This window comes from Streptomyces sp. 840.1 (assembly GCF_003751445.1).
Classification (GTDB): Bacteria; Actinomycetota; Actinomycetes; order Streptomycetales; family Streptomycetaceae; genus Streptomyces.
This window is the reverse complement of sequence record NZ_RJUU01000003.1, coordinates 1,159,972-1,183,182: the sequence shown is the minus strand read 5'-3', so window position 1 is coordinate 1,183,182 and position 23,211 is coordinate 1,159,972. Positions and strand designations below refer to the sequence as shown.

Annotated in this window: 22 protein-coding genes and 3 pseudogenes; 17 read left to right on the top strand and 8 right to left on the bottom strand. The window is 69.4% G+C overall.

Annotated features, from left to right (window positions below; all coding sequences use genetic code 11):
- Positions 1-209 precede the first annotated feature (209 nt).
- From EDD93_RS37665 to EDD93_RS37650, 4 genes and pseudogenes are all read left to right on the top strand, one after another.
- Positions 210-1,484 (top strand): glycoside hydrolase family 16 protein, encoded by a 1,275-nt coding sequence (locus EDD93_RS37665; protein WP_123531190.1) that lies wholly within the window; start codon positions 210-212, stop codon positions 1,482-1,484.
- A gap of 14 nt (positions 1,485-1,498) precedes the next feature.
- A complete protein-coding gene (locus EDD93_RS37660) occupies positions 1,499-2,884 on the top strand; it encodes an RICIN domain-containing protein (protein WP_398906617.1) in 1,386 nt (461 codons plus the stop codon).
- Between the two features lie 216 nt (positions 2,885-3,100).
- Positions 3,101-5,248, top strand: coding sequence for an RICIN domain-containing protein (locus tag EDD93_RS37655; protein ID WP_260256151.1), 2,148 nt, complete (start codon positions 3,101-3,103; stop codon positions 5,246-5,248).
- A 108-nt stretch (positions 5,249-5,356) separates the two neighbouring features.
- A pseudogene (locus EDD93_RS37650) lies at positions 5,357-6,217 on the top strand (ThuA domain-containing protein); the annotation flags it as partial.
- A 38-nt stretch (positions 6,218-6,255) separates the two neighbouring features.
- On the opposite strand, the gene cynR reads toward EDD93_RS37650, so the two are convergent.
- On the bottom strand, positions 6,256-7,155 hold the full coding sequence (cynR, locus tag EDD93_RS37645; RefSeq protein ID WP_123531186.1) for a transcriptional regulator CynR: 900 nt from the start codon (positions 7,153-7,155) through the stop codon (positions 6,256-6,258).
- A gap of 124 nt (positions 7,156-7,279) precedes the next feature.
- Between cynR and EDD93_RS37640 the strand changes: the two genes are divergently transcribed.
- The 8 genes and pseudogenes from EDD93_RS37640 (at position 7,280) to EDD93_RS37605 (ending at position 12,811) form a co-directional block, all read left to right on the top strand.
- On the top strand, positions 7,280-7,873 hold the full coding sequence (locus tag EDD93_RS37640) for a carbonic anhydrase (RefSeq protein WP_123531184.1): 594 nt from the start codon (positions 7,280-7,282) through the stop codon (positions 7,871-7,873).
- Positions 7,874-7,996: 123 nt separating this feature from the next.
- Positions 7,997-8,467: a cyanase gene (gene cynS, locus EDD93_RS37635; protein ID WP_123531182.1), complete on the top strand. Its 471-nt coding sequence runs from the start codon at positions 7,997-7,999 to the stop codon at positions 8,465-8,467.
- A 51-nt stretch (positions 8,468-8,518) separates the two neighbouring features.
- Positions 8,519-9,015 (top strand): annotated as a pseudogene (locus EDD93_RS40765) (nucleoside deaminase).
- A 105-nt stretch (positions 9,016-9,120) separates the two neighbouring features.
- Positions 9,121-9,495, top strand: a complete 375-nt coding sequence (locus EDD93_RS37625) for a VOC family protein (RefSeq protein WP_123531180.1) — start codon at positions 9,121-9,123, stop codon at positions 9,493-9,495.
- A 464-nt stretch (positions 9,496-9,959) separates the two neighbouring features.
- On the top strand, positions 9,960-10,163 hold the full coding sequence (locus tag EDD93_RS37620; RefSeq protein ID WP_076967088.1) for a cold-shock protein: 204 nt from the start codon (positions 9,960-9,962) through the stop codon (positions 10,161-10,163).
- A gap of 320 nt (positions 10,164-10,483) precedes the next feature.
- Entirely contained in the window at positions 10,484-11,992 is a 1,509-nt protein-coding gene (locus tag EDD93_RS37615; protein WP_123531178.1) for a DEAD/DEAH box helicase, read from the top strand.
- 46 nt (positions 11,993-12,038) lie between these two features.
- A complete protein-coding gene (locus tag EDD93_RS37610; protein ID WP_123531669.1) occupies positions 12,039-12,443 on the top strand; it encodes a CBS domain-containing protein in 405 nt (134 codons plus the stop codon).
- A gap of 56 nt (positions 12,444-12,499) precedes the next feature.
- Entirely contained in the window at positions 12,500-12,811 is a 312-nt protein-coding gene (locus EDD93_RS37605; protein ID WP_123531176.1) for an SCO5918 family protein, read from the top strand.
- A 104-nt stretch (positions 12,812-12,915) separates the two neighbouring features.
- Here EDD93_RS37605 and EDD93_RS37600 read toward each other — a convergent pair whose 3' ends face one another.
- On the bottom strand, positions 12,916-13,275 hold the full coding sequence (locus EDD93_RS37600; RefSeq protein ID WP_123531174.1) for a hypothetical protein: 360 nt from the start codon (positions 13,273-13,275) through the stop codon (positions 12,916-12,918).
- Positions 13,276-13,554: 279 nt separating this feature from the next.
- Positions 13,555-14,826 carry a PP2C family protein-serine/threonine phosphatase gene (locus EDD93_RS37595; RefSeq protein WP_123531172.1) on the bottom strand — a complete coding sequence of 424 codons (1,272 nt, stop codon included), beginning with the start codon at positions 14,824-14,826 and terminating at the stop codon, positions 13,555-13,557.
- A gap of 351 nt (positions 14,827-15,177) precedes the next feature.
- Here EDD93_RS37595 and EDD93_RS37590 point away from each other — a divergent pair, with 351 nt between their 5' ends.
- A complete protein-coding gene (locus EDD93_RS37590; RefSeq protein ID WP_123531171.1) occupies positions 15,178-15,537 on the top strand; it encodes a PRC-barrel domain containing protein in 360 nt (119 codons plus the stop codon).
- A gap of 446 nt (positions 15,538-15,983) precedes the next feature.
- On the opposite strand, the gene EDD93_RS40615 is transcribed toward EDD93_RS37590, so the two are convergent.
- A complete protein-coding gene (locus EDD93_RS40615) occupies positions 15,984-16,163 on the bottom strand; it encodes a hypothetical protein (RefSeq protein WP_260256117.1) in 180 nt (59 codons plus the stop codon).
- A 1,039-nt stretch (positions 16,164-17,202) separates the two neighbouring features.
- Here EDD93_RS40615 and EDD93_RS37580 point away from each other — a divergent pair.
- Positions 17,203-17,541, top strand: coding sequence for a MerR family transcriptional regulator (locus EDD93_RS37580; protein ID WP_123531169.1), 339 nt, complete (start codon positions 17,203-17,205; stop codon positions 17,539-17,541).
- 407 nt (positions 17,542-17,948) lie between these two features.
- Here the strand turns inward: EDD93_RS37580 and EDD93_RS37575 are convergent, their stop codons facing one another.
- On the bottom strand, positions 17,949-18,254 hold the full coding sequence (locus EDD93_RS37575; RefSeq protein WP_123531167.1) for a hypothetical protein: 306 nt from the start codon (positions 18,252-18,254) through the stop codon (positions 17,949-17,951).
- A gap of 136 nt (positions 18,255-18,390) precedes the next feature.
- Between EDD93_RS37575 and EDD93_RS37570 the strand changes: the two genes are divergently transcribed.
- Entirely contained in the window at positions 18,391-18,855 is a 465-nt protein-coding gene (locus EDD93_RS37570) for a hypothetical protein (RefSeq protein WP_123531165.1), read from the top strand.
- A gap of 90 nt (positions 18,856-18,945) precedes the next feature.
- Here the strand turns inward: EDD93_RS37570 and EDD93_RS37565 are convergent, their stop codons facing one another.
- From EDD93_RS37565 to EDD93_RS37555, 3 genes are read right to left on the bottom strand one after another with little or no spacing between them, the layout of a single operon-like run.
- On the bottom strand, positions 18,946-19,860 hold the full coding sequence (locus EDD93_RS37565; protein ID WP_260256116.1) for an NADP-dependent oxidoreductase: 915 nt from the start codon (positions 19,858-19,860) through the stop codon (positions 18,946-18,948).
- On the bottom strand, positions 19,857-20,318 hold the full coding sequence (locus tag EDD93_RS37560) for a cupin domain-containing protein (protein WP_024494953.1): 462 nt from the start codon (positions 20,316-20,318) through the stop codon (positions 19,857-19,859). The genes EDD93_RS37565 and EDD93_RS37560 overlap by 4 nt, the downstream gene beginning before the upstream one ends.
- A gap of 14 nt (positions 20,319-20,332) precedes the next feature.
- The gene (locus EDD93_RS37555; protein ID WP_123531162.1) at positions 20,333-21,286 is read right to left on the bottom strand and encodes a helix-turn-helix domain-containing protein; all 954 of its coding nucleotides are present in this window, start codon (positions 21,284-21,286) and stop codon (positions 20,333-20,335) included.
- A 649-nt stretch (positions 21,287-21,935) separates the two neighbouring features.
- On the opposite strand from EDD93_RS37555, the pseudogene EDD93_RS37550 reads away from it, so the two are divergent.
- Positions 21,936-22,184 (top strand): annotated as a pseudogene (locus EDD93_RS37550) (IS5/IS1182 family transposase); the annotation flags it as partial.
- Between the two features lie 59 nt (positions 22,185-22,243).
- Positions 22,244-22,453: a hypothetical protein gene (locus tag EDD93_RS39995; protein WP_221217383.1), complete on the top strand. Its 210-nt coding sequence runs from the start codon at positions 22,244-22,246 to the stop codon at positions 22,451-22,453.
- Positions 22,454-23,211 lie beyond the last annotated feature (758 nt).

Here is a 23,211-nt window from a genome sequence, read left to right as displayed (position 1 = left end):
AGCCGCGTGCACAGCAGTCCCACAGTGCCCCCACATCGACCCCACAGCACGTGCCTGCCGCCCCCACTCGCACCCCGGTTCTCGCCCCACCTCTTGAACGGCACCCCGCCCCGGTCGGCGCAGCTTCGGCATGCCCCAACGCGCCCTGCGCCTTTCATGTCATATGCATGACAGGCCCCTATTCCCCTCATGCACCGGAAGGGAGAGTCATGGACTCCCCCCGCTTGTCGCGGCGTTTGCTGCGCTCCGCACTTTCGGCCCTGACCCTTGCGCTGGTCACGACCGCCCTCGTGGGCGGTGGCGCTCACGAGCGGTCACCCGCCCTCTCGGACGCGGCGGCCTCGGCCGCCATGACGTTCGACGAGGAGTTCGACGGCTCCGCCGGCTCGGCGGTCAACGGCTCCCGATGGCAGATCGAGACCGGTGACAACGTCAACAACCACGAGCGGCAGTACTACACGGCCGGGAACAGCAACGCGGCGCTGGACGGCCAGGGCCATCTGGTCATCACCGCGCGCAAGGAGAACCCGAACAACTACCAGTGCTGGTACGGCACGTGTCAGTACACCTCGGCGCGGCTGAACACCTCGGGCAAGTTCACCCAGACCTACGGCCACGTCGAGGCCCGGATGAAGATCCCGCGCGGCCAGGGCATGTGGCCCGCCTTCTGGATGCTCGGCGACGACATCGGACAGGTCGGCTGGCCCAACTCCGGCGAGATCGACATCATGGAGAACGTCGGCTTCGAACCCAACACCGTCCACGGCACCCTGCACGGCCCCGGCTACTCCGGCTCCGCCGGCATCGGCGCCGGCTACAGCCTCCCCGGCGGCCAGGCCTTCGCCGACGGCTTCCACACCTTCGCCATCGACTGGGCCCCCAATTCAGTCACCTGGTCCGTCGACGGCAACGTCTACCAGCACCGCACCCCCGCCGACACCAACGGCAACACCTGGGCCTTCAACAAGCCCTTCTTCCTCATCCTCAACCTCGCCGTCGGCGGCTACTGGCCCGGCGACCCCGACGGCAACACCACCTTCCCCCAGCAACTCGTCGTCGACCACGTCCGCGTCACCACCAGCGACACCCAGCCCCCGGCCGGTTCGGGCACCATCACCGGCCTGGCCGGCAAGTGTGTCGACGTGGCCGCGGCGAACAGCGCCAACGGCACTCCCGTCCAGCTCTACGACTGCAACGGCTCCGCCGCCCAGAAGTGGAGTGTCGGGGGCGACGGGACGATCAGGGCCCTCGGCAAGTGTCTTGACGTCGCGTCAGGTGGTACGGCCAATGGTTCCGTCGTCCAGCTGTGGGACTGCAACGGCTCAGCCGCCCAGCGCTGGGCGGTCAGTGGTGCGCGCGACATCGTGAACCCGCAGGCGGACAAGTGCCTGGACGTCACGGGGAACAGTTCGGCCAACGGTGCCCGCCTCCAGATCTGGACCTGCACCGGCGCCGCCAATCAGAAGTGGACGGTGAACAGCTGATGCGCCGATACCTGATGCGGGGGCACGCGCCCGCCGTACGGAGTGCGCTGGGGGTGGTGGCCGCCGCGGCGCTTCTCGCCGGGCTGACCGGCTCGCCCGCACTGGGCGCCGCCCAGGCCACCGGACGGATCACGGGGGTCGGCGGGAAATGCGTCGACGTCGCCGCGGGGGCCACGGCCAACGGCACCCCCGTCCAGCTCTACGACTGCAACGGCAGTACCGCTCAGCAGTGGAGCCTGGGCAGTGATGGGACGGTCAAGGCGCTGGGCAAGTGCCTTGACGTCGCGTCAGGTGGCACGGCCAACGGGTCCGTCGTCCAGCTGTGGGACTGCAACGGCTCCGCCGCCCAGCGCTGGAGCGTGAGCGGTGCGCGCGACATCGTGAACCCGCAGGCGGACAAGTGCCTGGACGCCACCGGGAACAGCTCCGCCAACGGAACCCGGCTGCAGATCTGGACCTGCACCGGCGCCGCCAACCAGAAGTGGACCGCGCCCGCCGTGGACGGAGGCGGCGGAGACCCGGGAACGCCCGGATCGATGGCGGTCGCACCGTACCTCTACAACGGCTGGGGCAGCCCGCCCAGCCCGACCACCGTCATGAACGCCACCGGTGTCAAGTGGTTCACCCTCGCCTTCGTCCTCAGCAACGGCTACTGCAACCCGCAGTGGGACGGCGGCAGGCCGCTGACCGGCGGGGTCGACCAGCAGACGGTGAACACCGTCCGGGCGGCGGGCGGCGACGTCATCCCTTCGTTCGGCGGCTGGAGCGGCAACAAGCTGGAGAGCTCCTGCTCCAGCGCCGGTGAGCTGGCGGCCGCGTACCAGAAGGTGATCAACGCCTACGGGCTCAAGGCGATCGACATCGACATCGAGGCCGACGCGTACGCCAGCGCCACGGTGCAGCAGCGCACGGTCGACGCGCTGAAGACGGTGAAGGCCGCCAACCCGGGCATCAAGGTGTACGTCACCTTCGGCACCGGCCAGAACGGGCCCGACGACAGCATGATCCGCAAGGCGTCGGCCTCCGGGCTGACCGTGGACAGCTGGACGATCATGCCGTTCGACTTCGGCGGGGCGGGCCAGAACATGGGCAACCTCACCGTCAGCGCCGCCGAGGGTCTGAAGAACGTGGTCAAGAACGCCTACGGGTACACGGACGACCAGGCCTACCGGCACACCGGGATCTCCTCGATGAACGGCATCACCGACGACAACGAGACGGTGACGGTCGCGGACTTCCGCACCATCCTGGCCTACGCCCAGCAGCGCCACCTGGCCCGGCTCACCTTCTGGTCCGTCAACCGGGACCGCCCCTGCACCGGCGGCGGCGCCGACACCTGCTCGGGCGTCTCCCAGCAGCCCTGGGACTTCACGAAGGTCTTCGCCCAGTACGCGGGCTGACCCGCCAGTACACGTGCTGACCGTCCGGTGTACCAGGTCACCGCCCGGTACACCGGCTGACCGCCCTGCCCGACGCGTCGTCCACCCGCACAGGAGACAACCGTGCTCAGATCTGTCCGAAGGCCCACCGGGAACGGCCCGGCCGGCCCCTCGCCCACCCGCAGACGGCGGGCACTGACCTCCGTGCTGGTGGCCGGTGCGCTGGCCGGGTCGGTCCTGGCCGCAACCCCCGCCCCGGCCGCCGTCCGGGCCGCCCCCGCCGCACCGGCCGCCGCCGCGGCACTGCCCACCGGCTGGGCCACCGTCGTCAACAGCGGCAGCGGCAAATGCCTGGACGCCCGCGCCGCCGCGACCGTCAACGGCACCGCCGTCCAGCAGTACACCTGCAACAGCTCCACCGCCCAGCAGTGGAGCCTGACCGCGACCAGCGGCGGCTATGTGCGCATCAACAACCGCAACGACGCCAACCAGGCGGTGGACGTCACCGACGTGTCCACCGCCGACAGCGCCGCCGTCCAGCTCTGGACGTACAGCAACGGTGCCAATCAGCAGTGGCAGCCGGTCGACGAGGGCGGCGGCGCCTACCACTTCGTCAACCGCAACAGCGGGAAGTGCCTCGACGTGCCCGCCGCCTCGACGGCCGACAGCGTCCAGCTCGTCCAGTACACCTGCAACAACTCCGCCGCCCAGCGCTTCCAGGTCACCCCCGTAAGCACCGCGCCCGGCGATACGGACCTCGGCCCCAACGTGGTGGTCTTCGACCCGTCGATGCCCTCCGCCACCATCCAGGGCCGGCTCGACTCGATCTTCCGCCAGCAGGAGACCAACCAGTTCGGCAACCAGCGCTACGCGGTCATGTTCAAGCCGGGTACGTACAGCAACGACGTCAACGTGGGCTTCTACACCCAGGTCCTCGGGCTGGGCCAGTCGCCCGACTCGGTGACGATCAACGGCGCCGTGCACGCCGAGGCGGACTGGTTCCCGCCGCAGAACGCCACCCAGAACTTCTGGCGCGGCGCCGAGAACCTCTCGGTGAACCCGGCCGGCGGCACCGACCGCTGGGCCGTCTCCCAGGCCGCCCCGTACCGGCGCATGCACGTCCGGGGCAATCTGGCCCTGGACGACGGCGGCTGGGCCAGCGGCGGATTCATGGCCGACACCAAGATCGACGGCCAGGTGCGGTCCGGCACGCAGCAGCAGTGGATCACCCGCAACTCCACACTCGGCAGCTGGACCGGCTCCAACTGGAACATGGTCTTCGTCGGCAGCCAGGGCGTCCCGGCCACCAGCTTCCCCAACCCGCCGTACACGACGGTGAACCAGGCCCCGGTGCTCCGCGAGAAGCCCTTCCTGTACGTGGACGGCAACGGCGCCTACCAGGTGTTCGTACCGGCGGTCCGCAACAACGCCTCGGGCACCACCTGGGCCGGCGGCAACGCAGCGGGCACCTCGATCGGCATGGACAAGTTCTTCGTCGTGAAGGCGGGAGCCACGGCCGCGCAGATCAACGCCGCACTGGCCGAGGGGAAGAACCTGCTGGTCACCCCGGGCGTCTACCACCTCGACCAGACCCTGAAGGTGACCAGGCCCGACACCGTCGTGCTCGGGCTCGGCCTCGCCACGTTCATCCCGGACAACGGGGTCACCGCGATGACGGTGGCCGACGTCGACGGGGTCAAGGTCGCGGGCGTCCTCTTCGACGCGGGCACGACGAACTCCTCGACCCTGATGGAGGTCGGCCCGGCCGGCTCGTCGGCATCCCACGCGGCGAACCCGACCTCGCTGCACGACGTCTTCTTCCGGGTCGGCGGCGCCGCCGTGGGCCGGGCGACCACCAGCCTGGTGGTCAACAGTGACAACGTCATCGGCGACCACATGTGGATCTGGCGCGGCGACCACGGCAGCGGCATCGGCTGGAACAGCAACAAGGCGGACACCGGACTCGTCGTCAACGGCGACGACGTGACGATGTACGGACTCTTCGTCGAGCACTACCAGAAGCACCAGACGATCTGGAACGGAAACGGCGGGCGCACGTACTTCTACCAGAACGAGATGCCGTACGACGTGCCGGACCAGGCGTCCTGGATGAACGGCTCCACCCAGGGCTACGCCGCCTACAAGGTCGCCGACTCGGTCACCAGCCATCAGGCCTACGGGCTCGGCAGCTACTGCTTCTTCAGCTCCAACCCGGGCGTGACGGCCGAGCACGCCTTCGAGGCCCCGAACAACCCGAACGTGCGGTTCCAGAGCATGGTGACCGTCTCGCTCGGCGGCACCGGAACGATCCGCCATGTCATCAACGGACGCGGCGGCCCCTCCAACTCCGCGTCCAACGTGGCGAATCTCGTCAGCCAGCCCTGATCCGCCCCCGACAGTTCCGCGCGACGTCCTCATGACGCGCCGGGCCGGATCCGGTCACCACCGGATCCGGCCCGGCCCCCCCCACAGGTTCGGAAAGGACGCATTCGAATGAACACCCACACCACCAGCCCCACGGCCCGGCGCCGCGGCGGCGTCGGCCGGCTGCTCCTGCGGCTCCTCCTGCTGCCGGCGCTCCTGCTCGGACTCACCGCGGCCCCCGCCCACTCGGCGGCGAAGGCCCCCGCCTTCAAGGTGATCGCCTTCTACAACGGAACCTGGGACGCGGCGCACATCAGCTTCGTCCAGGAGGCCAACCGCTGGTTCCCCGGCACGGCGGCGGCCAACAACTTCTCGTACACCTCCACCAACGACTGGTCTCGGCTGAACAGCATCACCCGGGACCAGTACCAAGTCGTCCTGTTCCTCGACGACGCCCCGCAGACCGCGTCCCAGCGCTCCGGATTCGAGCGGTACATGCGCTCCGGCGGCGCCTGGATGGGCTTCCACGTCTCCGCGTTCACCACCGAGGCCCAGAACTGGCCCTGGTACTACAACCAGTTCCTGGGCAGCGGGAACTTCAGGTCGAACACCTGGGGGCCGACCACCTCGATGCTCCGCACCGAGGACCGGGGCCACCCCTCCACCACGGGCCTGCCCGCCACCTTCACCTCGTCGGTGAGCGAGTGGTACTCCTGGTCCAACAACCTGCGCGACAACCCGGACATCAAGGTCCTGGCCTCCGTCGACCCGGTCAGCTTCCCGCTCGGCACGGACCCCGATCAGTCCTGGTACAGCGGGGACTACCCGATCCTGTGGACCAACACCGGCTACCGGATGCTGTACGCCAACTTCGGCCACAACGCGATGGACTACGGGTCGGGCACGACCCTGTCCTCGACCTTCGCGAGCGAGACCCAGAACCGCTTCGTCGTGGACGGGCTGAAGTGGCTGGGCGGCGCGTCCGCCACCGGGGGCGCCCGGCGCTGATCACCGTCCCGGCCCGGCCGTCAGGCGTCCAGGGCGGTCCTGACCCAGTCGTGCGTGAGCCGGGTGAACTCCTGCGCCGCGGAGCTCTGATAGGACGCTTCGCGGCGCAGCAGTGCGACCGTGCGCGAGGGCAGGGCCGGGGTGAGGGGGACGGGGCTGAGGTGGGGGTGCTCGCGGGTGATCGCGTCCGGCAGAACCGTGGCCAGCGGGGTGCGCCGGACGATCTCGGTGAGGGCGCTGATGGAGTTGGCCTCCACCGCGACCGACGGTGTCGTGCGGTGCCGGGTGAAGTAGGCGTCGATGTGGCCGCGGGTGGCGAAGTCGTCGCTGAGCAGGGCGAGGGGCTGCCCGGTGAGGCTCGTCACCGGCAGCGCCCGGGTGCTCCCCGCGCGCGGATGGCGGGGGCCGACGACCAGGCTCAGCGTCTCGGTGAACAGGTCGGTCGCGCCGATGCCCGGCAGGTGCGGGCCGTGGAAGGCGATGCCGAGGTCGAGTTCGTCGGCCAGCAGCGCCGACTCGATGCGGTCCTGGGGCAGCTCCCGGACATCCAGCGTGATCCCGGGGTGGCGGGTGTGCAGCAGCTCGGCCAGCGGGCCGACGAGATACGCCGTGAAAGTCGGCGTCATGGCCAGCCGCAGGGCGCCGCGGGAGAGGTCCCGCACGTCGAGCACGGCACGTTCGGCGGCGGCGAGGTCCTGGAGGGCGCGGCGGGCGTAGTGCGCGTACGTCTCACCCGCGTCGGTCAGCCGGACCGCGCGGCCGGAGCGGTCGAACAGCTGGACGCCCACCGTCCGCTCCAACTGCTTGATCTGCTGGGACAGGGTGGGCTGGGAGATGTGCAGCTCCTCGGCCGCCCGGGTGAAGCCGGCGTGTTCCGCGACGGCGAGCAGGTAGCGCAGATGACGTAGTTCCAGGGCCATACCTCCGAGGATAGATCACATCTATGGGAGGTATGGATATTGCGTCTTGGACACTATAGATACAGGTCATGCATGGTGGATCTCGTCAGCCCGACGGGCCGACAAGCCACCGAAGGGAGTCACCGTGCACGACCTCGCAGCAGGCGTCGCGCGTTTCCGCCGGGACGTCTTCCCGGCCAAGGCGGAACTCTTCGCCCACCTGGCGAGCACGCACACGCCGACGACACTGTTCATCAGCTGCTCCGACGCCCGCGTGGTGCCCGAGCTGATCACCGGCAGCGAGCCGGGTGAGCTGTTCGTGATCCGGACCGCGGGCAACCTCGTCCCGGCCTACGCCCCGGGCGCCGACGGAGTGGCGGCGAGCATCGAGTACGCGGTGGCCGTCCTGGGCGTCACGGACATCGTCGTGTGCGGCCACTCCGCCTGCGGCGCCATGACCGCCCTGGCCGAGGGCCACGACCTGAGCGCCCTGCCGACCGTCGCCGGCTGGCTGCGGCACGCGGACGCCTCTGTGGCCCGCACCGCCGGGCCCGGGGTGGACGCGCTGGTACGGGGCAACGTCCTGGCCCAGCTCGCCGGACTGGCCACCCATCCCTCGGTGGCCAGGGCGCTGGCGGCGCGCGAGGTGACGCTGCACGGCTGGGTCTACGACATCCCCACCGGGGCGATCACCCGGCTGGACCCCTCCGGCGCCCCGGCACCGGCCGCCGTGTCCTGACCCCCGGGCCGCCCCGGAGCCCCACGTCCCCGAAATCACCACGTCCCCCGTACACGCTGTCCCGGGACGCCCCGACCCGCCGCACCGGTCCCGGTGCGGCACCCCGGAAAGGACCTCACCGTCATGGTGCACGCCCAGTTCGACAACACCGCCCGCCAGCAGCTCGCCGTCACGGCCGTCGAGGCCAAGACGCGCAAGGACCTGTCCTGGCAGCAGATCGCCGACGCGGCCGGCTTCTCCGTCGCCTTCGTCACGGCCGCCGTGCTCGGCCAGCACGCCCTGCCCAAGGCCTCCGCCGAAGCGGTCGCCGGGCTCCTCGGCCTGGACGACGACGCGGTGATGCTGCTCCAGACCATCCCGACCCGGGGCTCCATCCCGGGCGGCATCCCCACCGACCCGACCATCTACCGGTTCCACGAGATGCTCCAGGTCTACGGCACCACCCTGAAGGCCCTGGTCCACGAGCAGTTCGGTGACGGCATCATCTCGGCGATCAACTTCCGCCTGGACGTGAAGAAGGTCGCCGACCCGGAGGGCGGCGAGCGCGCCGTCATCACCCTGGACGGCAAGTACCTGCCGACCAAGCCCTTCTGAGCCGCCCCGGCCCCCCCCACCCCCACCCGCACGCACCACCCCGAGGACCCCATGGACTTCGCACAGCGCACCATCGACATCGCCCGCCGCAACGTGGCGAAGGCGGCCGCCCCTTCGCCACCGTCATCGTCAAGGACGGCGAGATCCTGGCCGAGAGCCCGAACCGGGTCGCCCAGACCAACGACCCGACCGCACACGCGGAGATCCTCGCCATCCGCGAGGCCTGCACGAAGCTGGGCACCGAGCACCTGACCGGCACCACCATCTACGTACTCGCCCACCCCTGCCCGATGTGCCTGGGCTCTCTCTACTACTGCTCGCCGGACGAGGTCGTCTTCCTCACCACCCGCGACGCCTACGAGCCGTACTACGTGGACGACCGCAAGTACTTCGAACTCGACTCCTTCTACGGAGAGTTCGCGAAGAACTGGGACGAGCGCAGGCTGCCGATGAGCCACGCGCCCCACGAAGGCGCGACCGAGGTCTACCGGCTCTGGCAGGAACGCAACGGCGGCGAGCGCCGGGTCCCCGGCGCCCCCACCGCCTGACACCACGGAGCAAAAGCGGCGAACGTCACCCCCTGCCGTTCCACCGGCCCGACTGCACACCGATGGACGCGTGCGGCGAGGAGCGTTCCGGGGAAGGCGAAGAGCATGACTGCATCGCTCGGCGCTTTCGTCCTCGGTACGCCGGACCCGCCCGCCCTGGCCGACTTCTACCGCGCCCTGCTGGGCTGGGAGGAAGTGGACCGGGACGCGGAGTGGGTCCGGCTCCGGTCGCTCGAACAGGAACGGCCGAGCCTGAGCTTCCAGCTGGAGGCCGGACACACCGTTCCCGTCTGGCCACCGCGACCGGGCACCCAGCAGATGCAGGCGCACCTGGACATCCAGGTGGACGACCTGGACGTGGAGACCGGACGGGCCTGCGCCCTGGGCGCCACGCTGGAGGAGCACCAGCCCCAGGACGGCGTGCGGGTCCTGCGCGACCCCCACGGTCACCTGTTCTGCCTCTTCCTCCCGGGGGCGTGACCGGCACCGCCCCGGCGGCCGGGGACCGCGCCCGGTGCCGCGAACCCGCCGGACGTTTCCCCGCCGAGACCGGCCACGGGCCGCTGGGACCGACGCCGGGCAGGGCGGTTGCACCGGAACAACGGACCCCTGCGAGCCGTGAACAGCGCCGCTCTTCCGAAACGCTCTGCTCCGCGTGAGGCAATATCTATGGCCGCGAGATCAGAGTTTAAGGCGCGGCGCGTGGAGCGTTTTTACGGCAACCAGCAGAGCGGGTTTATTTTCCGTACAGGGATGATTGCGGCATGCTACTGTCGATCTCAGTTGCAGTTGTGGTTCCCAAAACTTCAAGCTTCTGCGTGGGTATTTCGACCAGTGGAAGTGTCATTGTATTTCCGGTTGTTCTCCGGGCGGGGCATCATCGCGGCGACGCGGCATCCGTGCATGACGGATCCCGGCGTACCTGCCCCCAAAGGAGATATGACATGGCGTCAGGCACTGTGAAGTGGTTCAACGCAGCCAAGGGTTTCGGCTTCATCGAGCAGGACGGCGGCGGCGCCGACGTGTTCGCCCACTTCTCGAACATCGCCGCCCAGGGCTTCCGTGAGCTGCTCGAAGGCCAGAAGGTCACCTTCGACATCGCACCGGGACAGAAGGGTCCGACGGCCGAGAACATCGTCCCCGCCTGACGCTGAGACGTACTTCGTAGCTGGGGCCCGCATCCTTCGGGGTGCGGGCCCCAGCTACGGGCATTCTCCCGGAGTGGTGCCACCTGCGGCAGGACCTGCGCCCGCAGAGTTCTCGCTGCCACTCCTTCGGAATCCCATCCGCCGGTGGACTGCATTCCTCGCCCATATGGCGTCACTCACTCCAAGGTCTGCATCCCGATCCGGGAGCAATGCAGGGCTAATCCGATTTCGCATTCTTTTCGGCCCGTTCTTGTGATTCCCCGCGCTGTTCTTCCGCTGCGGGAATTCCTTGATACGTGCCGTATCAAGGAAGGTTCTGAATGAACCCCACACGTACGAGCAACCGCTCTTCCCGCGCCCGCAGCCGTACCGCCGATTCCGGTCGGGGCAGCCGCTTCAACTCGGCCGCCCCGGCCCGTTTCGCTGCCCCGGCCCGTTCCGGCGCCTCAGGCCGCTCGGGTGGCCAGGGGCGGCGGCCCGCCGCGGTCCAGGGCGAGTTCGCCCTGCCGGTCACGGTCACTCCTGCGCTGCCCGCTGTCGAGGCCTTCGCCGACCTTGACATGCCGGGCCGGCTTCTCGCCGCGCTGACCGCGCAGGGGGTGAGCGTTCCGTTCCCGATTCAGGGTGCGACCCTGCCCAACACCCTCGCGGGCCGCGACGCCCTGGGGCGTGGGCGCACCGGCTCCGGCAAGACCCTCGCCTTCGGCCTGGCCCTGTTGGCCCGCACTGCCGGGCAGCGCGCCGAGCCCCGCCAGCCGCTGGCCTTGGTCCTCGTCCCGACGCGTGAGCTGGCCCAGCAGGTGAGCGACGCCCTGGCCCCCTACGCCCGTTCGGTCAAGCTGCGCACGGCCACCGTCGTCGGCGGAATGCCGATCGGCAGGCAGGCCAACGCGCTGCGTGGTGGCGCCGAGGTCGTCGTGGCGACGCCGGGCCGGCTCAAGGACCTCATCGACCGCGGTGACTGCCGACTCGACCAGGTCGCGATCACCGTGCTGGACGAGGCCGACCAGATGGCCGACATGGGCTTCATGCCCCAGGTCACCGCGCTTCTGGACCAGGTCCGCCCCGAAGGCCAGCGGATGCTGTTCTCCGCCACCCTGGACCGCAACGTCGACCGCCTGGTCCGCCGCTACCTCAGCGACCCGGTCGTCCACTCGGTCGACCCCTCTGCCGGTGCGGTCACGACGATGGAGCACCACGTCCTGCACATCCACGGCACCGATAAGCACCGGACGACGACCGAGATCGCGGCACGCGAAGGCCGGGTGATCATGTTCCTGGACACCAAGCGGGCCGTGGACAAGCTCACCGATCACCTGCTGGCCAGCGGTGTCCGGGCCGCCGCCCTGCACGGCGGGAAGGCGCAGTCGCAGCGCACCCGGACCCTGAACCAGTTCAAGACCGGGCATGTCACCGTGCTGGTGGCCACGAACGTCGCCGCCCGCGGCATTCACGTCGACAACCTCGACCTCGTCGTCAACGTCGACCCGCCGACCGACCACAAGGACTACCTCCACCGCGGCGGCCGTACCGCACGGGCGGGGGAGTCCGGCAGTGTCGTCACCCTGGTCACCCCCAACCAGCGCCGTGACATGACCCGCCTCATGACCGCTGCCGGCATCGTGCCCCAGACCACCCAGGTCCGCTCCGGCGAGGAGGCACTCGGCCGGATCACCGGTGCCCAGGCCCCTTCCGGTATTCCGGTGACGATCACAGCGCCGGTGGTCGAACGGCGTCGCCGCAGCGCGCCCTCACGAGGCCGGCGCAGCCCCGCCTCGGCGGCCCGGCGTGTGAGCGCGCACCAGTCCTCCTTCGACGCGGCGGCCTGAGAACTTCGTGATCCGGAAGCTGACCCATTTGCACAGGAGGCACCTTTTGACGCTGGTCCAGATGCAGCCCCGCCCGTTGGACGCCACGGCCGCAGGCAGGACGGTGGCCGACGCCATGGACAGCGCCGGCCCGCAGGTCTGTGACGACATGACTGTCGAGGTGGCCCTGTCCGTCATGGCCAGTGCCCGCACCGGGCATCTGCTTGTCTGCGACGACAGCGGCCTGTGTACCGGACTGGTCACCCAGGATCAGCTCACAGCAGCCCGAGACGGCTCCGCATATACGGACAGGGTCCGGCTGCGGGACATCCTCGGCGATCGAGGGCCGGTCACCTCGCCTGTGACCTCCATGGCCGAAGCCGGGCAGATGATGCGCTGCAGCCACGTCGACGCCCTGCCTGTGGTCGACGAACACGGCAGCGCCCTGGGCGTCCTCGCCCTCGCCCGCTGAGCCGTCTCGACCGCGGCAGAACCACGCCCTCTTCGTTCCTCTCCCTGTGAGGCATCATGCGCTGTGTCATCGCCCGCTTCCCGTTCGACCTCACCAGGAGCGGCGTCCTGGAATCGATGAAGGGCATCAAGCCCGAGCACGCCTCCGGCGAGTCCGTGATCATCGGCCGACGCACCTACCCCGTCAAACAGGTCGGACAGGTCATCACACGCCAGGATCGCCGCGACTTCAGCGCGGGAGAAGTCCTGCGGGCCATGGCCCAGCTCGGCTTCACGTGCCGCGAACTACCCCAGGCCCCCGCGCCCACCCGGGTTCCCAACCCGTTGCAGCAGGCTTCCGCGATGCTGGGCGCCGCTGTGGCCGCCTGACCGACGGGCAGGCGCGAGCCGCCGACAAGCAGTGATGAGGGTCCGGCCGAAGCACTCCGGCCGGACCCTCCCCGCGCATCGAGGTGTCTCGGCGCGGCAGTGGGTCAGTGGTCGGAGTAGCTGAAGTCGCCCATGGTCCAGGCGCTGACGTCCTCGATCGCCACCCGATACATCCCGCCTGTCTCCGGGATCCCCACGGTGCCCTGCAGAATCCGCGCCACATGGAAGTGCAGATGCGTGGGCGGCCCTTCCTCGGTTGCCGCGGCGGTGAACATGGCGGAAAAGCCGGTCAGGCGGGCCGAGTCCGCCAGGACCTCCGACACCCGCTGCCTCCAGACGGCTTCGGGAGCCAGCCGGCCCGTGATGACAGCACCACCGGCGACCACGGTCAGAGGCATCTGATTGCTGTGCCCGGACTCCACCAGGGCGGCAACCTCAACAAGCAGCGCGTCAGGCTTCGACATGGAGCCGATTATATTCGCCGGCCATCGGACTGCTTTCCTGCGGTGCCGGTCCGGCAGACGCTGAGGCGCTGCCATTGAAGGCGTGGGGCCGTCTGTGATCGGCACGGCAGCCAGGACTCCTCCGCATACGGCCGCCTGGACGCACCGCTCTCGGAGCGCCTCAGCGATACCCGCCCCGCAGCCGGTCCGAGGGGGAGCGAGTCGGCCCCGTACCGGCGTCGGGGCGGTCCTTGGGCTCGACGGGCACTCAGCCCCTGGGATGAACCCGGCCGGGCGGCTTCAACTTCGCGGATCCGCGAGCTCTGCGGGCGAGGTGTGCGGTCCGGCCGTGGGGGAGGCTTCGGCGAGGTCAGCCCCGTGGTCGGCGTCGCGACGGGTGGACTTGGTGCCGTACCAGTCCAGGCACATCACGGTGGCGTCGTCGTGCAGGAGCCCGTCGTGAGCGTGAACGACGTGCTCGATCAGGACACGGGCCGCCTCCCGCGGGTGCAGGTCCTGGGTGCTCTCGATGAGGGCCGGCAGATCGAGGTCCGCTGCGCTGCGCTCCAGCATTCCGTCGGTGAGCATGATCAGACGGTCCCCGGCCTGCAGGTCCAGTTCCTGGACCGTGTAGGTGTGCGGTGCTGTGAAGCCGAAGGGCATGTCGACGGCTGGTGCGATCTCCTCGACTTTCCCGCCGCGCAGGCGCAGGGGCCAGGGGTGGCCGGCGTTGATGAACTCGGTTCGGCCGTCGTGCAGGCCGATCCGCAGCAGCTGTCCGGTGACGTAGCGGCCGCCGCTGTGCTCGGCCACGGCCTGGTCGGCGCTCTGCGCTTGCTCGGCCAGATCAGCCCCCTGCCTGCGGGCGCGGCGCAGTGCTCCGACGAGGAGGGTGGCCAGGAGCGCGGCGTCCACGTCGTGTCCCATGGCGTCGGTGACGGACAGCTGGACGTGGTCGCGGTCTATGACGTAGTCGAAGGTGTCGCCGCCGACATGCTGGGCCGGCTCCAGGGCCCCGGCGACCGCGAACTGGGCTGCCTCGCAGGCCAGCGACGTGGGCAGCAGCCGGTGCTGGATCTCGGCGGCCAGACTCAGCGGGGAGGTACGCCGGCCCCACTGGTACAGGTCGGTGAAGGGCCGGTTCGCGATGACGATGTAGGACAGGGCATGGGCGCTCCGGCGGATTCTCAGCAAGGTCTCCGGGCTGGGGCGGTGGGGCAGAAGGAGTTCCAGCAGCCCGAGCGCATCCCCGCGATTGGTGACCGGTGCGATCACCCGCGTCCACGCACCGCCCTCTACGGTCTCCACTTGTGGCCGTTGGGTGCGGATCACCTCGTCGTATACCGTGCCCGAGACGGCGATCGGATCTGCTGAACGCTCCAGGTCGATGCCGTCCGAGGCGCCTAGGCGGACGACGGAGGCGCCGGTGAAGTCGGTGATCAGGAACGACACCGACCGGGCCCCGAGCTGTCTTCGCAGAGAAGCGGCTATGACGTCGACGGACTCCACCGGCGGTGCGGCCTCCGCCGCGGCCAGTGCCTCACCCAGCTCGTCGATTCCGCGGTCTTCCATAGGAGTGCCTTTCCCGCCGGCGTGCCCGCCCCCGTACGTGCCCGGTGACACAACTCTTCGGGCGAACACGAAGAGGCAAGCTACCCCACCGCAGACACGGGCTTCCTATTCGGTCGAGAGGTGTGCCGCCGCACGCATGGCCCGCTCTCGCCCCGGCCGGCGTACCCCGGCGACGCACCGAACGTTCTACAGTCCCGCGACGAGCACGGGGATACCGGAGCCGACTTCTGGCAGCGGGCTCGCCGGCCGCCGCTGGGAGGGCCTGATTGCCCGGCACATGGCAGGGAAAGAAGAGCCGTACTAGGCGATGAACGCGCCGGCTTCGTCCGGCGAGGATGAGGAGACGGGTCTATGAGCAGTGTGTGGATGTACGGGCAGTACAGCGGCTACAAGTTCGGGCAGTCGCTGGCCGGCTTCACCGTGGAGGCCGCTGACGGAAGCGTCGGACACGTTGACCGTCAACAGGACCAGCCCGGTATGCAGCACCTGGTGGTCGACACGGGCTTGTGGAAGTTCGGCAGGAGCGTGCTGATCCCGGCCGGCGTCGTCACTGCCATCGACACCGAAGCGCAGACGGTGAAAGTCGCACCGCCGAGGGAGGAGATCAAAGCCGCTCCACGCTTCACCACCGACAGCGAGACAGCCGACCCTGACTACCTGTCTGCGGTCGGCGACTACTACCTCTCCCTCCAACCGACGCCTTCGACCTGAGCCGAACACAGCTGTCGGTACGAGGATTCTGCCCGCCCGGGAGAGCCGGACCGCACCCCAGGTCCGCGGTCCGGCCGCAACGCCCACCCCTTTTGACGAGGCTGGGAGCCATGCCGGAGCTCCGGTGCCGGAACGGGACTGGCCGGTCGCTTCCGCCCTGCGCCTGTGGCGGATTACTGGGCGCGGGGCGCCGGATGTGAGCTGCGGCGGTGTCAGGCCGGTACCGGCGGCGTCGAGGCCGCGGATGCTGATCAGGCGGGTCAGCCGCGAGGAGGGGGCGGCGATGCGGAGGTCTTGCCTGACGGGTGGAGATGATCAGCACGGGGAACATCAAGGTGGTCGAGTCCCGTGCGGGTCTCGTCGGAAGGCGCCCAGGACCTGCTCCGTGCGGAAGAGACGCTGGTACCCGGCCCGAGGCCGGAGGGGCGATGTCGTACTGGCCGCCGTCAGCGGGGGAGCTGGGCGTGGATGGTCTTGCCGGGGCCGGGGCCGGGGCCGGGGGTGATGGTCAGGTGGTTGGTGAGGTGGCGGATCACGTGCCGGCGGAAGCCGCAGTTGGCGCCGTTGAGGCCGGGTGTGCGTTCGCGGGGGTGGGCCGGGTTCGGGTCGCTGACCGTGGCGGTCACTGTGCTGGGGCCGGCGGACAGTTCAGGGCGTAGTGGCCGCAGCCGTGGCGCAGGACGTTGGTGACGAGCTCGGAGACCACCAGGGCGAAGGTGTCCGCCACGTCGGGGCCGGACGCCGGGGTGAGGTGGTCGGTGAAGGCTCGGGCTGTGGTGTCGGGCCAGGCTGATGCCGGCTGTGCTGTCGCCCCGGACCGCGGTCGGTGCGGGGAGTGTCGGGGCGATGGTGATCGTCTTGCTGTTCATACGCGTCCACCCCACCTGTGATCAGTTGTGCCGCTTGCGCCGTGCCAGCCCGCTTCCACCAGTCCTCACCCTCAGGGTGATGACTGGTCCCAAGCGATGCAGACCGCAGGACTTCACTGTCAGTCCCCACAGAAAACCTGTCATGGCGGCAGTAGACATGTGGGCGTTGCTGGGGTTAGTGTTTTGCCCGTAGCCAAGAGATCAAGCAGGCCCGGCAGGGATGAACTGCCGGGAAGCAGTACATGTAAGTGCAGGTCGGTGCGGTGGTGGAGTTCCGGAGCCAGAGCAGATGCAGGACGGTGACGGGACTGACGGCCGGACCGGGTGGCCCGTAGTTTTCAGGGGCCGCCGCGAGCAGTACGCAGGTGCAGTCGGCAGTACCAGTGGTCCCTCGGTAAATGGCGTCAGACTGCGGCGCGCGTACCGGGAAGTTCGGCAGTGGGGTTCTAAGCCAGAGCAGATGCATGACGGGCGACGGGGCTGGCTGCCGGAGAGCGTCATCAGCAGTTCGCAGTACCAGCACATGGTTGATTCAGAGGGAAGAACGGAGGAGTTGAGGCGCCATCAGGATCGCCCGGGGCGGAAGTCTCGAGCCCGGGTACCGCAGGACATCGATAGGCAGGTGGTCTCCGGTCACGCAATTCGCGATCCCCGCGTTCCCGCCCGCTTCTGGGGCGGCCGCGCGGACACAGTAGGCCGGCGCAGTTCTAGGGCCGGCAGATGGTGAAGCAGTTCCTTCGGGGCCCTGGTGCCATTGGCACCAGGGCCCCTCCAGCGTGTTCCACAACGAGATGACATGACAGCAGACGACTCCTTCGAGCGTCTCGATGACGACGACTACCCCGCCTACACCGTGGGCCGCGCCGCCGAAATGTTCGGCACCACACCCGGCTTCCTCCGCGCCATCGGCGAAGCCCGCGCCATCACCCCACTGCGCTCGCAGGGCGGACACCGCCGCTACTCCCGCTACCAGCTGAAGATCGCGGCCCGGGTCCGCGAGCTCGTCGACCAGGGAGACTCGGTCCAAGCGGCCTGCCGCATCGTCATCCTCGAAGACCAGCTCGAAGAAGCCATGCGCATCAATGAAGAACTGCGCGGCTCGCCCTCCACGCCACGACCCCGGGCCAGTGCCTGACAGGGCCACTCCCCGCCCCATGCCCCACGGCTGCCCCCGCTCCGCGAGAGCGGCTCGCGGCAGGTCGATCCGGTTGCCCCGCCTCGCCGTGATGCGCCTCTCCCGCAAGCCTCACTGACCCCCTCGCCCACGTGGCGAGACAGCACTAGGGTCTGTAGCGAAAGTGGATCATGGGCTGTGAATGATCACGGTTCATGGGTCGGGGAGATCTCACGGACCTGAGACGGCACCTCCGCTGTGGGGTGGTCAGGTGCGCGCCGGTAGTGATCTCCTCATCCGTCTAGCCGGTCACCTCGATCAGTTGGCCGTCCAGGGGCCCGCCGACGAGTTCGCGGCAGGTGCGGCCGACCTGTGGTCCGGTCGCCGGCACATCGTGCTCGGTGCCGCAGCTTCAGGGAGACCTGCGCCTACAAGGCAGCGAGGTATGTCCACAGCCCCGCGATGACGGTGCTCACCGTGGCGAGCATCAGCATGAGGCATCCGCCACTGCCGCCACCGCTCGAACTGCCACGCACTTCCGATACTTCGAGCGCCTGAATGCGCCGCTGGCGCGCAAGGCCGGGCGGCATGTCTTTGATCGCGGCCACTTCTTCGGGGTGCTTGGTGACCGAGTGGTAGTGGATGTCCTCTGCGCCGGCCTGGGTCTCCTCCTCATCGAACCAGTCGGTGGTGTGTCCGCATAGGCTGCACCGGAACCGTCCTTGCTCGGCCACGTCTCGCCCCTTCCCTGACGGTGGGTTGTCAGACCGCATGGTAGGTGCGCGGCTTCGGACCGATACATGGTTCGGCACACACGGCTGTGACCGCCGTGTCCAGCGCCGCGCGATCGCGGCCGCCGTTGACGCCTGGATGCCGAACGCGTCCGAGATCGAGCGCCGTACGGCCGCCGAGCAGCAGCGGCACCAGGGCGTGACGGCCGAAGCATGTGCCAAGGCCCGCCACAGTGGGAGCAGGCCCGCGAGCAGCAGGCCGTCACCACGCAGCCGACCTTCGAGGTCCCGGCCGCGCCGGTGGCTCCGGTCGTGCTGCCCCGCGCCGCGTCCTGCAACTGTCGTCGTCGTTCCCGAGTCGGAGCCCGCGGACGTCGATGACGACCAGGAACTGGTCCCCGCGGACCTCACCCGGGAGCAGGCCCTGGACTGGCGCAACCGCCCCGCCGCCGACCACCAGCTCGTCCACGACCACATCGACCGGTACGGCGGGCTGTCGGCGCAGCGCCTGCTCACCCGGGCGTTCGTCGCCCAGGTGCAGCGCCTGGCCGGCCTCGGGCGCATGGACCTCGGCATCACCGATGAAACTGACCCAGATCGGTGAAGCCGTAGTCGCAGCGATCCACGCCACGGGGCCACGGAACAAAGGATGGCTGTGTGCCGACCTACAGGGCACGCCCGAGCTCGGCCCGGCTTAGCTTCCGGCCATGGCGATGACCAGTTTGCCGCCCTTCGGGCGCTGCTCGCGCTCCAGCTCCGTCAGGGCGGGAATCGCCTCGGCCAACGGGACCGTACGGGCGATGGGCAGGCGCAGGGTCCGGGCCACCTCCTCCAGGTCTGCGGCCACCGGCCGGCCCATCATCGCCCGGAACGGGCCGGGCAGTGCGCTTCTGATCATTTTGGCCGGGGTCGGGACGATGTCGACGATGGTTCCGCCGGGCTTCAGCAGCGTTCGGGCCGCGGCGAAGGGAAGCATGCCGGGCGTGTCGAGGACGAGATCGAACCGTTCAGCGAGGGCGGCCGGGTCGAAGCCGAAACCCACGACCGGCTCGACGCCGAGCTCGTGGGCCTCGTCAGCCGCAGGGTTGCGGCAACTGCCGGCGACCGAGGCTCCCCGCGCCCGGGCAAACTGGACGGCGGCCCGGCCCACCCCGCCCAGGCACCCGTTGACGAAGACCGCCTGCCCGGGACGGACCTCCGCCGTGGCCTGGTAGGCGGTCACGCCCACGGTCGGCAGCGCGGCGGCCTGCTCGTACGAAAGGTCCACCGGTTTGAGTACGACCGCCTTCTCCGGGGCCGTCACCATCTCGGCGAACGCCCCCGCCTGCCGGAACCGAGCCCGGCCGAGTACCGCGTCGCCGGCCTTCAGGCGGGTGACGCCGGAGCCGACCGCCTCGACGACTCCGGCGAAGTCGTGCCCCATCGCCCGGGGAAAGGAGCGGCCGGTCATCAGCTTCATCCCGCCGTTGCGCATCTTCCAGTCCAGCGCGTTGGAAGCCGCCGCTCGGACGCGGACGAGAACCTCATCCGGACCCGGGCGTGGTGGCTCGAACTCAGCGAGCCGCATCACCTCCGGGCCGCCGTAGCGGTCGTATTGAAGGCGCTTCACGAGGCGTATTCGTTCGAGATCTCGGTGGCGTAGTTCTTCCAGAGCGGTTGCATGGTCTCGGCGTTGACCGGCTGCCCGGAATCGATCATGGCCTTGAAGTCGCGGAAGTACTGCACATACAGGTCCGGCGTGAAGGTGTTCAGCATGACCGCGTTCTCGTCGCCGACGTTGGCGAACGTGTGCGGCGCCCCGGTCGGCACGATGACCCAGGTGCCCGGCCCGGCGTCGTATTGGTCCTCGCCGACGGTGAACCGGAAAGTTCCCGCCAGCACGTAGAAGCCCTCGTCATGCTGGGCGTGACGATGCTGCAACGGGCTCGGGGTGCCCGGCGGAATGGTGACCTCGGCGAACCCCAGCCGATGGTCGGTGTGCTCGCCGTTCTCCAGGATGCGGATCTGCTGCGCCCCGCTGCCGAGGATCTCGCCCTCACCGGGGCGGACGATGTTTACCTTCGCCACGACTTCTCCTCTTGCTATTGCCTGCCTTGGTCACCACCATCCTTGTCCGGGCCGGCTGTGCGCGTCTTGGTCGTCTGTGCACGGTTGCTGGTTACCAGTGCACGGGCGTTGTAGCCGTACGTCGCCTTGAAGAGCTTGCTGAAATGGGTGGGATCGGAGAATCCCCACCGGGCGGCCACGGCGGTGACCGTACGTCCGCTTCCGGTCAGCTCGGCCCGGCAGCGCTCCAGGCGGCGACGGCGGACCAGGGCCGCGACGGTGAGCGGCTGGTCCTCGAACAGCTTGTGCAGCCGGCGTACGGATATGTTGTGGGTGGCGGCGATGCCGGGCGGGGACAGATCGGGATCGGCCAGCCGGGTCTCGATGTAGCCGGCGATCCGGCTCCGCAGCCACTCGTCCGGGGCCGGTTGTTCGTCGCCGAGCCGGGCCTCCAGTGCGACCGCGATCAGCTCGACGACGGCCGCCGCCGACCGCAGCGCCTCCGCCTCGCGGAACTCGGTCACCGACCACGCCGACTCCCGGGCCAGCACGGAGACGAGAGCGCCCGGGCCGCGGCTGCCGTCGATGCGTACGCCGATGAGCCGGTCGATCTGCGCGGGCCGGATCCGAAGCTCCCGGCGCGGAACCAGGATGGTGACGTGCGCCGCGGCGGTGCTCTCGAACCGGAGCGTACGCGTGGGATCGAGCAGTACCAGGTCGGTCGGCCCGAGTTCGGCGTCGCCGCGCCCTTGCTCGATCCGCGTCCGGCCCCGGGTCATCACCTTGACCGCCAGGTTCTCGCCGTCGGAGGCATCGCGTTCCCGCCCGATGCAGGCGCTCTCGGGCGTAACGAGGGAGACCAGCCGCAGCGGCCCGAGGTCACGGGTGGCGATCCGGCCCCGGAAGCCGGCCCCGGCCAGCTTGTTGACCAGCGGCGGAAACCCGCTGGCGGCCAGCTCGTCCTGGAACGTCTCAAGGTTGCCGGTCACCGGTCAATGATAACGGCGACACTTCTCCTCGGGCACCTGTTCGGCGGGGGGTTACAGCGGCGCCGGCCCGTATCTGCTCTACCAGGCTCTGGTGCACGCGGTGGACGGCTCAGTCGCGCCGGCGACCGACGGCGCCGAACGGTGAGCGCAGCACCGATATCGGAATCGGTGGTAACCGCCGCGATGGACTTCGAGATGCGTTCACGCTCGTTGGCGGTCAACTGGAGTCCGCTGGTGGACGCGGCTGTGACGGCCAGCCTGCCGACACCCATAACCGCCGGCCGGGTACCGGGTTGCGAAGCCCCGTCATCTTGAGCGCCGGCCGGTAACGTCTGGTGAGCACCACCGCAGTCACCGCCGCAAAGAACGCGGCAGCGAGGATCGCGCGTGGTTTTCGTGATCGCATGAATGAGTGTCTCTTTTGCCGGTCAGCCTAGCGTTATGCGCGCACGACGCTGGGAAGCCGGGAATGGGAACGGCACCGATGCTCGGACAGATCGGACCTGCCGATCTGCGGTCGGCGGCATCGTTTCGACGTTCGAGGCCGGTCACTCGGTGTAACCCCGCGCGGTCTGGCGAGGTGGGTGAAATCGGGACTCTGTTCAAACGGCGTGGATGTCGATCAGCGGAGCCGGTCGATTGTTGAGCTCGCGGGATCGCGCTCACCAGCCCGGAACGCAGCGACCAGATCGCCCGCCGCAAAGCCAAGGGCTCCCGCGGCGGACGCCCACCCGCCTTCGATCCCGAGCGCTACACCGGCCGCAACGTCGTCGAGCGCTGCTTCAACCGACTCAAACAGTTCCGCGCGATCGCCACCCGCGTCACCTACTACCGCTCAGAAATCATCATCGCCGCCATCGTGTTATGGCTGCGTGCCGACCTACAGGACACGCCCTAGTCCATACCAACCGTCGCCTCAATGGGGCCTGGACCCAGCGCTACGAACACGGCGTTCCCGTGAGTGACCTTGAACCCGTCGAGGTCGATGGCACGACCGGGACGCCGGCCCATTTCAAGCCGGACGAGTCGCTGGGTTCGGTGCCCCTGCCGGAGGATGCCGATCTTTCGCGCCTGGCCACAGCCTGGCCTCATCTAGAGGTTCAGGTCAATGACCAGCGGCTGCGGCGTCACGGGCCGAGGTCCGCCGACTGGAGCCGCCATCAGTGAGCGGCCGTTGGCTCTTCCGTTCGCTGAGGAAAATGACACGAAAGCGGGACTGTGTCACTGGCACGACCGCGGAATCCGGCCTGAAAGTGCAGGTCACTGCAGCTCCAGAGGACACGGCTCGCCGGAACCTACATTCACCACCTGGGGGCAGGCCTGAGCGGCGGCGAGAGGTCCGGCGTCGACCTGGCGAGGGTCTCGCTGCGGGCCGCGATGGAGGCGGCCCGCAACAACGGCAGCAGCCACAAGGCGAAGAAGAACGAAGAAGAAGACGCGGCCGGTCCGTACGGTGCGGCGCGACGGGCGCGAGCCGATGGGCCTCGCAGCGGCGATCGGCGCGCTGGTCACCGAACGGGCCCGGGAGCTCCGGGCCGCCGACGCGACGCTGCGCCAGCGCTGCGCTGCCCTTGCTACCGAACTCGCCGGGCACGTCGCCGCCGTGGCACAGTACCCGGGCTCTGGCCGGCCCACCGTGTGCCCCGAACCGTCGGCCTGGGCCACGCAGACCCGCTTGGAACAGACCCGGGTCCCCGCGGCCGCCAACAAGGGAGCGGGCGGCCACACCGTCGTGCGCGCCTGCGGATCCTGCAACCCGGCGCCGCGCCTGCGCCCGGTCCGGCCGAAGCCGACCCAGCAGACCCGACTCCGCCCGCGCCCACCGGTCCGGCGAAGACAAGGGAGACGGCGTGGAGGGCTACGACCGCGCGCTCGCCGCGCACCATGAGGCCAGCGCGCCGTCCCGGGTGGACCCGGGATCGCGG

Excerpts from the sequence above, each read along its gene's own strand:
- EDD93_RS37570 (WP_123531165.1), top strand. The coding sequence starts at position 18,391 with ATGCCGAACGCGTCCGAGATCGAGCGCCGTACGGCCGCCGAGCAGCAG.
- EDD93_RS37620 (WP_076967088.1), top strand. The coding sequence starts at position 9,960 with ATGGCGTCAGGCACTGTGAAGTGGTTCAACGCAGCCAAGGGTTTCGGC.
- EDD93_RS37625 (WP_123531180.1), top strand. The coding sequence starts at position 9,121 with ATGACTGCATCGCTCGGCGCTTTCGTCCTCGGTACGCCGGACCCGCCC.
- EDD93_RS37590 (WP_123531171.1), top strand. The coding sequence starts at position 15,178 with ATGAGCAGTGTGTGGATGTACGGGCAGTACAGCGGCTACAAGTTCGGG.
- EDD93_RS37595 (WP_123531172.1), bottom strand. The coding sequence starts at position 14,826 with ATGGAAGACCGCGGAATCGACGAGCTGGGTGAGGCACTGGCCGCGGCG.
- cynS (WP_123531182.1), top strand. The coding sequence starts at position 7,997 with ATGGTGCACGCCCAGTTCGACAACACCGCCCGCCAGCAGCTCGCCGTC.
- EDD93_RS37580 (WP_123531169.1), top strand. The coding sequence starts at position 17,203 with ATGACAGCAGACGACTCCTTCGAGCGTCTCGATGACGACGACTACCCC.
- EDD93_RS37660 (WP_398906617.1), top strand. The coding sequence starts at position 1,499 with ATGCGGGGGCACGCGCCCGCCGTACGGAGTGCGCTGGGGGTGGTGGCC.
- EDD93_RS37605 (WP_123531176.1), top strand. The coding sequence starts at position 12,500 with ATGCGCTGTGTCATCGCCCGCTTCCCGTTCGACCTCACCAGGAGCGGC.
- EDD93_RS37615 (WP_123531178.1), top strand. The coding sequence starts at position 10,484 with ATGAACCCCACACGTACGAGCAACCGCTCTTCCCGCGCCCGCAGCCGT.
- EDD93_RS37665 (WP_123531190.1), top strand. The coding sequence starts at position 210 with ATGGACTCCCCCCGCTTGTCGCGGCGTTTGCTGCGCTCCGCACTTTCG.
- cynR (WP_123531186.1), bottom strand. The coding sequence starts at position 7,155 with ATGGCCCTGGAACTACGTCATCTGCGCTACCTGCTCGCCGTCGCGGAA.
- EDD93_RS37600 (WP_123531174.1), bottom strand. The coding sequence starts at position 13,275 with ATGTCGAAGCCTGACGCGCTGCTTGTTGAGGTTGCCGCCCTGGTGGAG.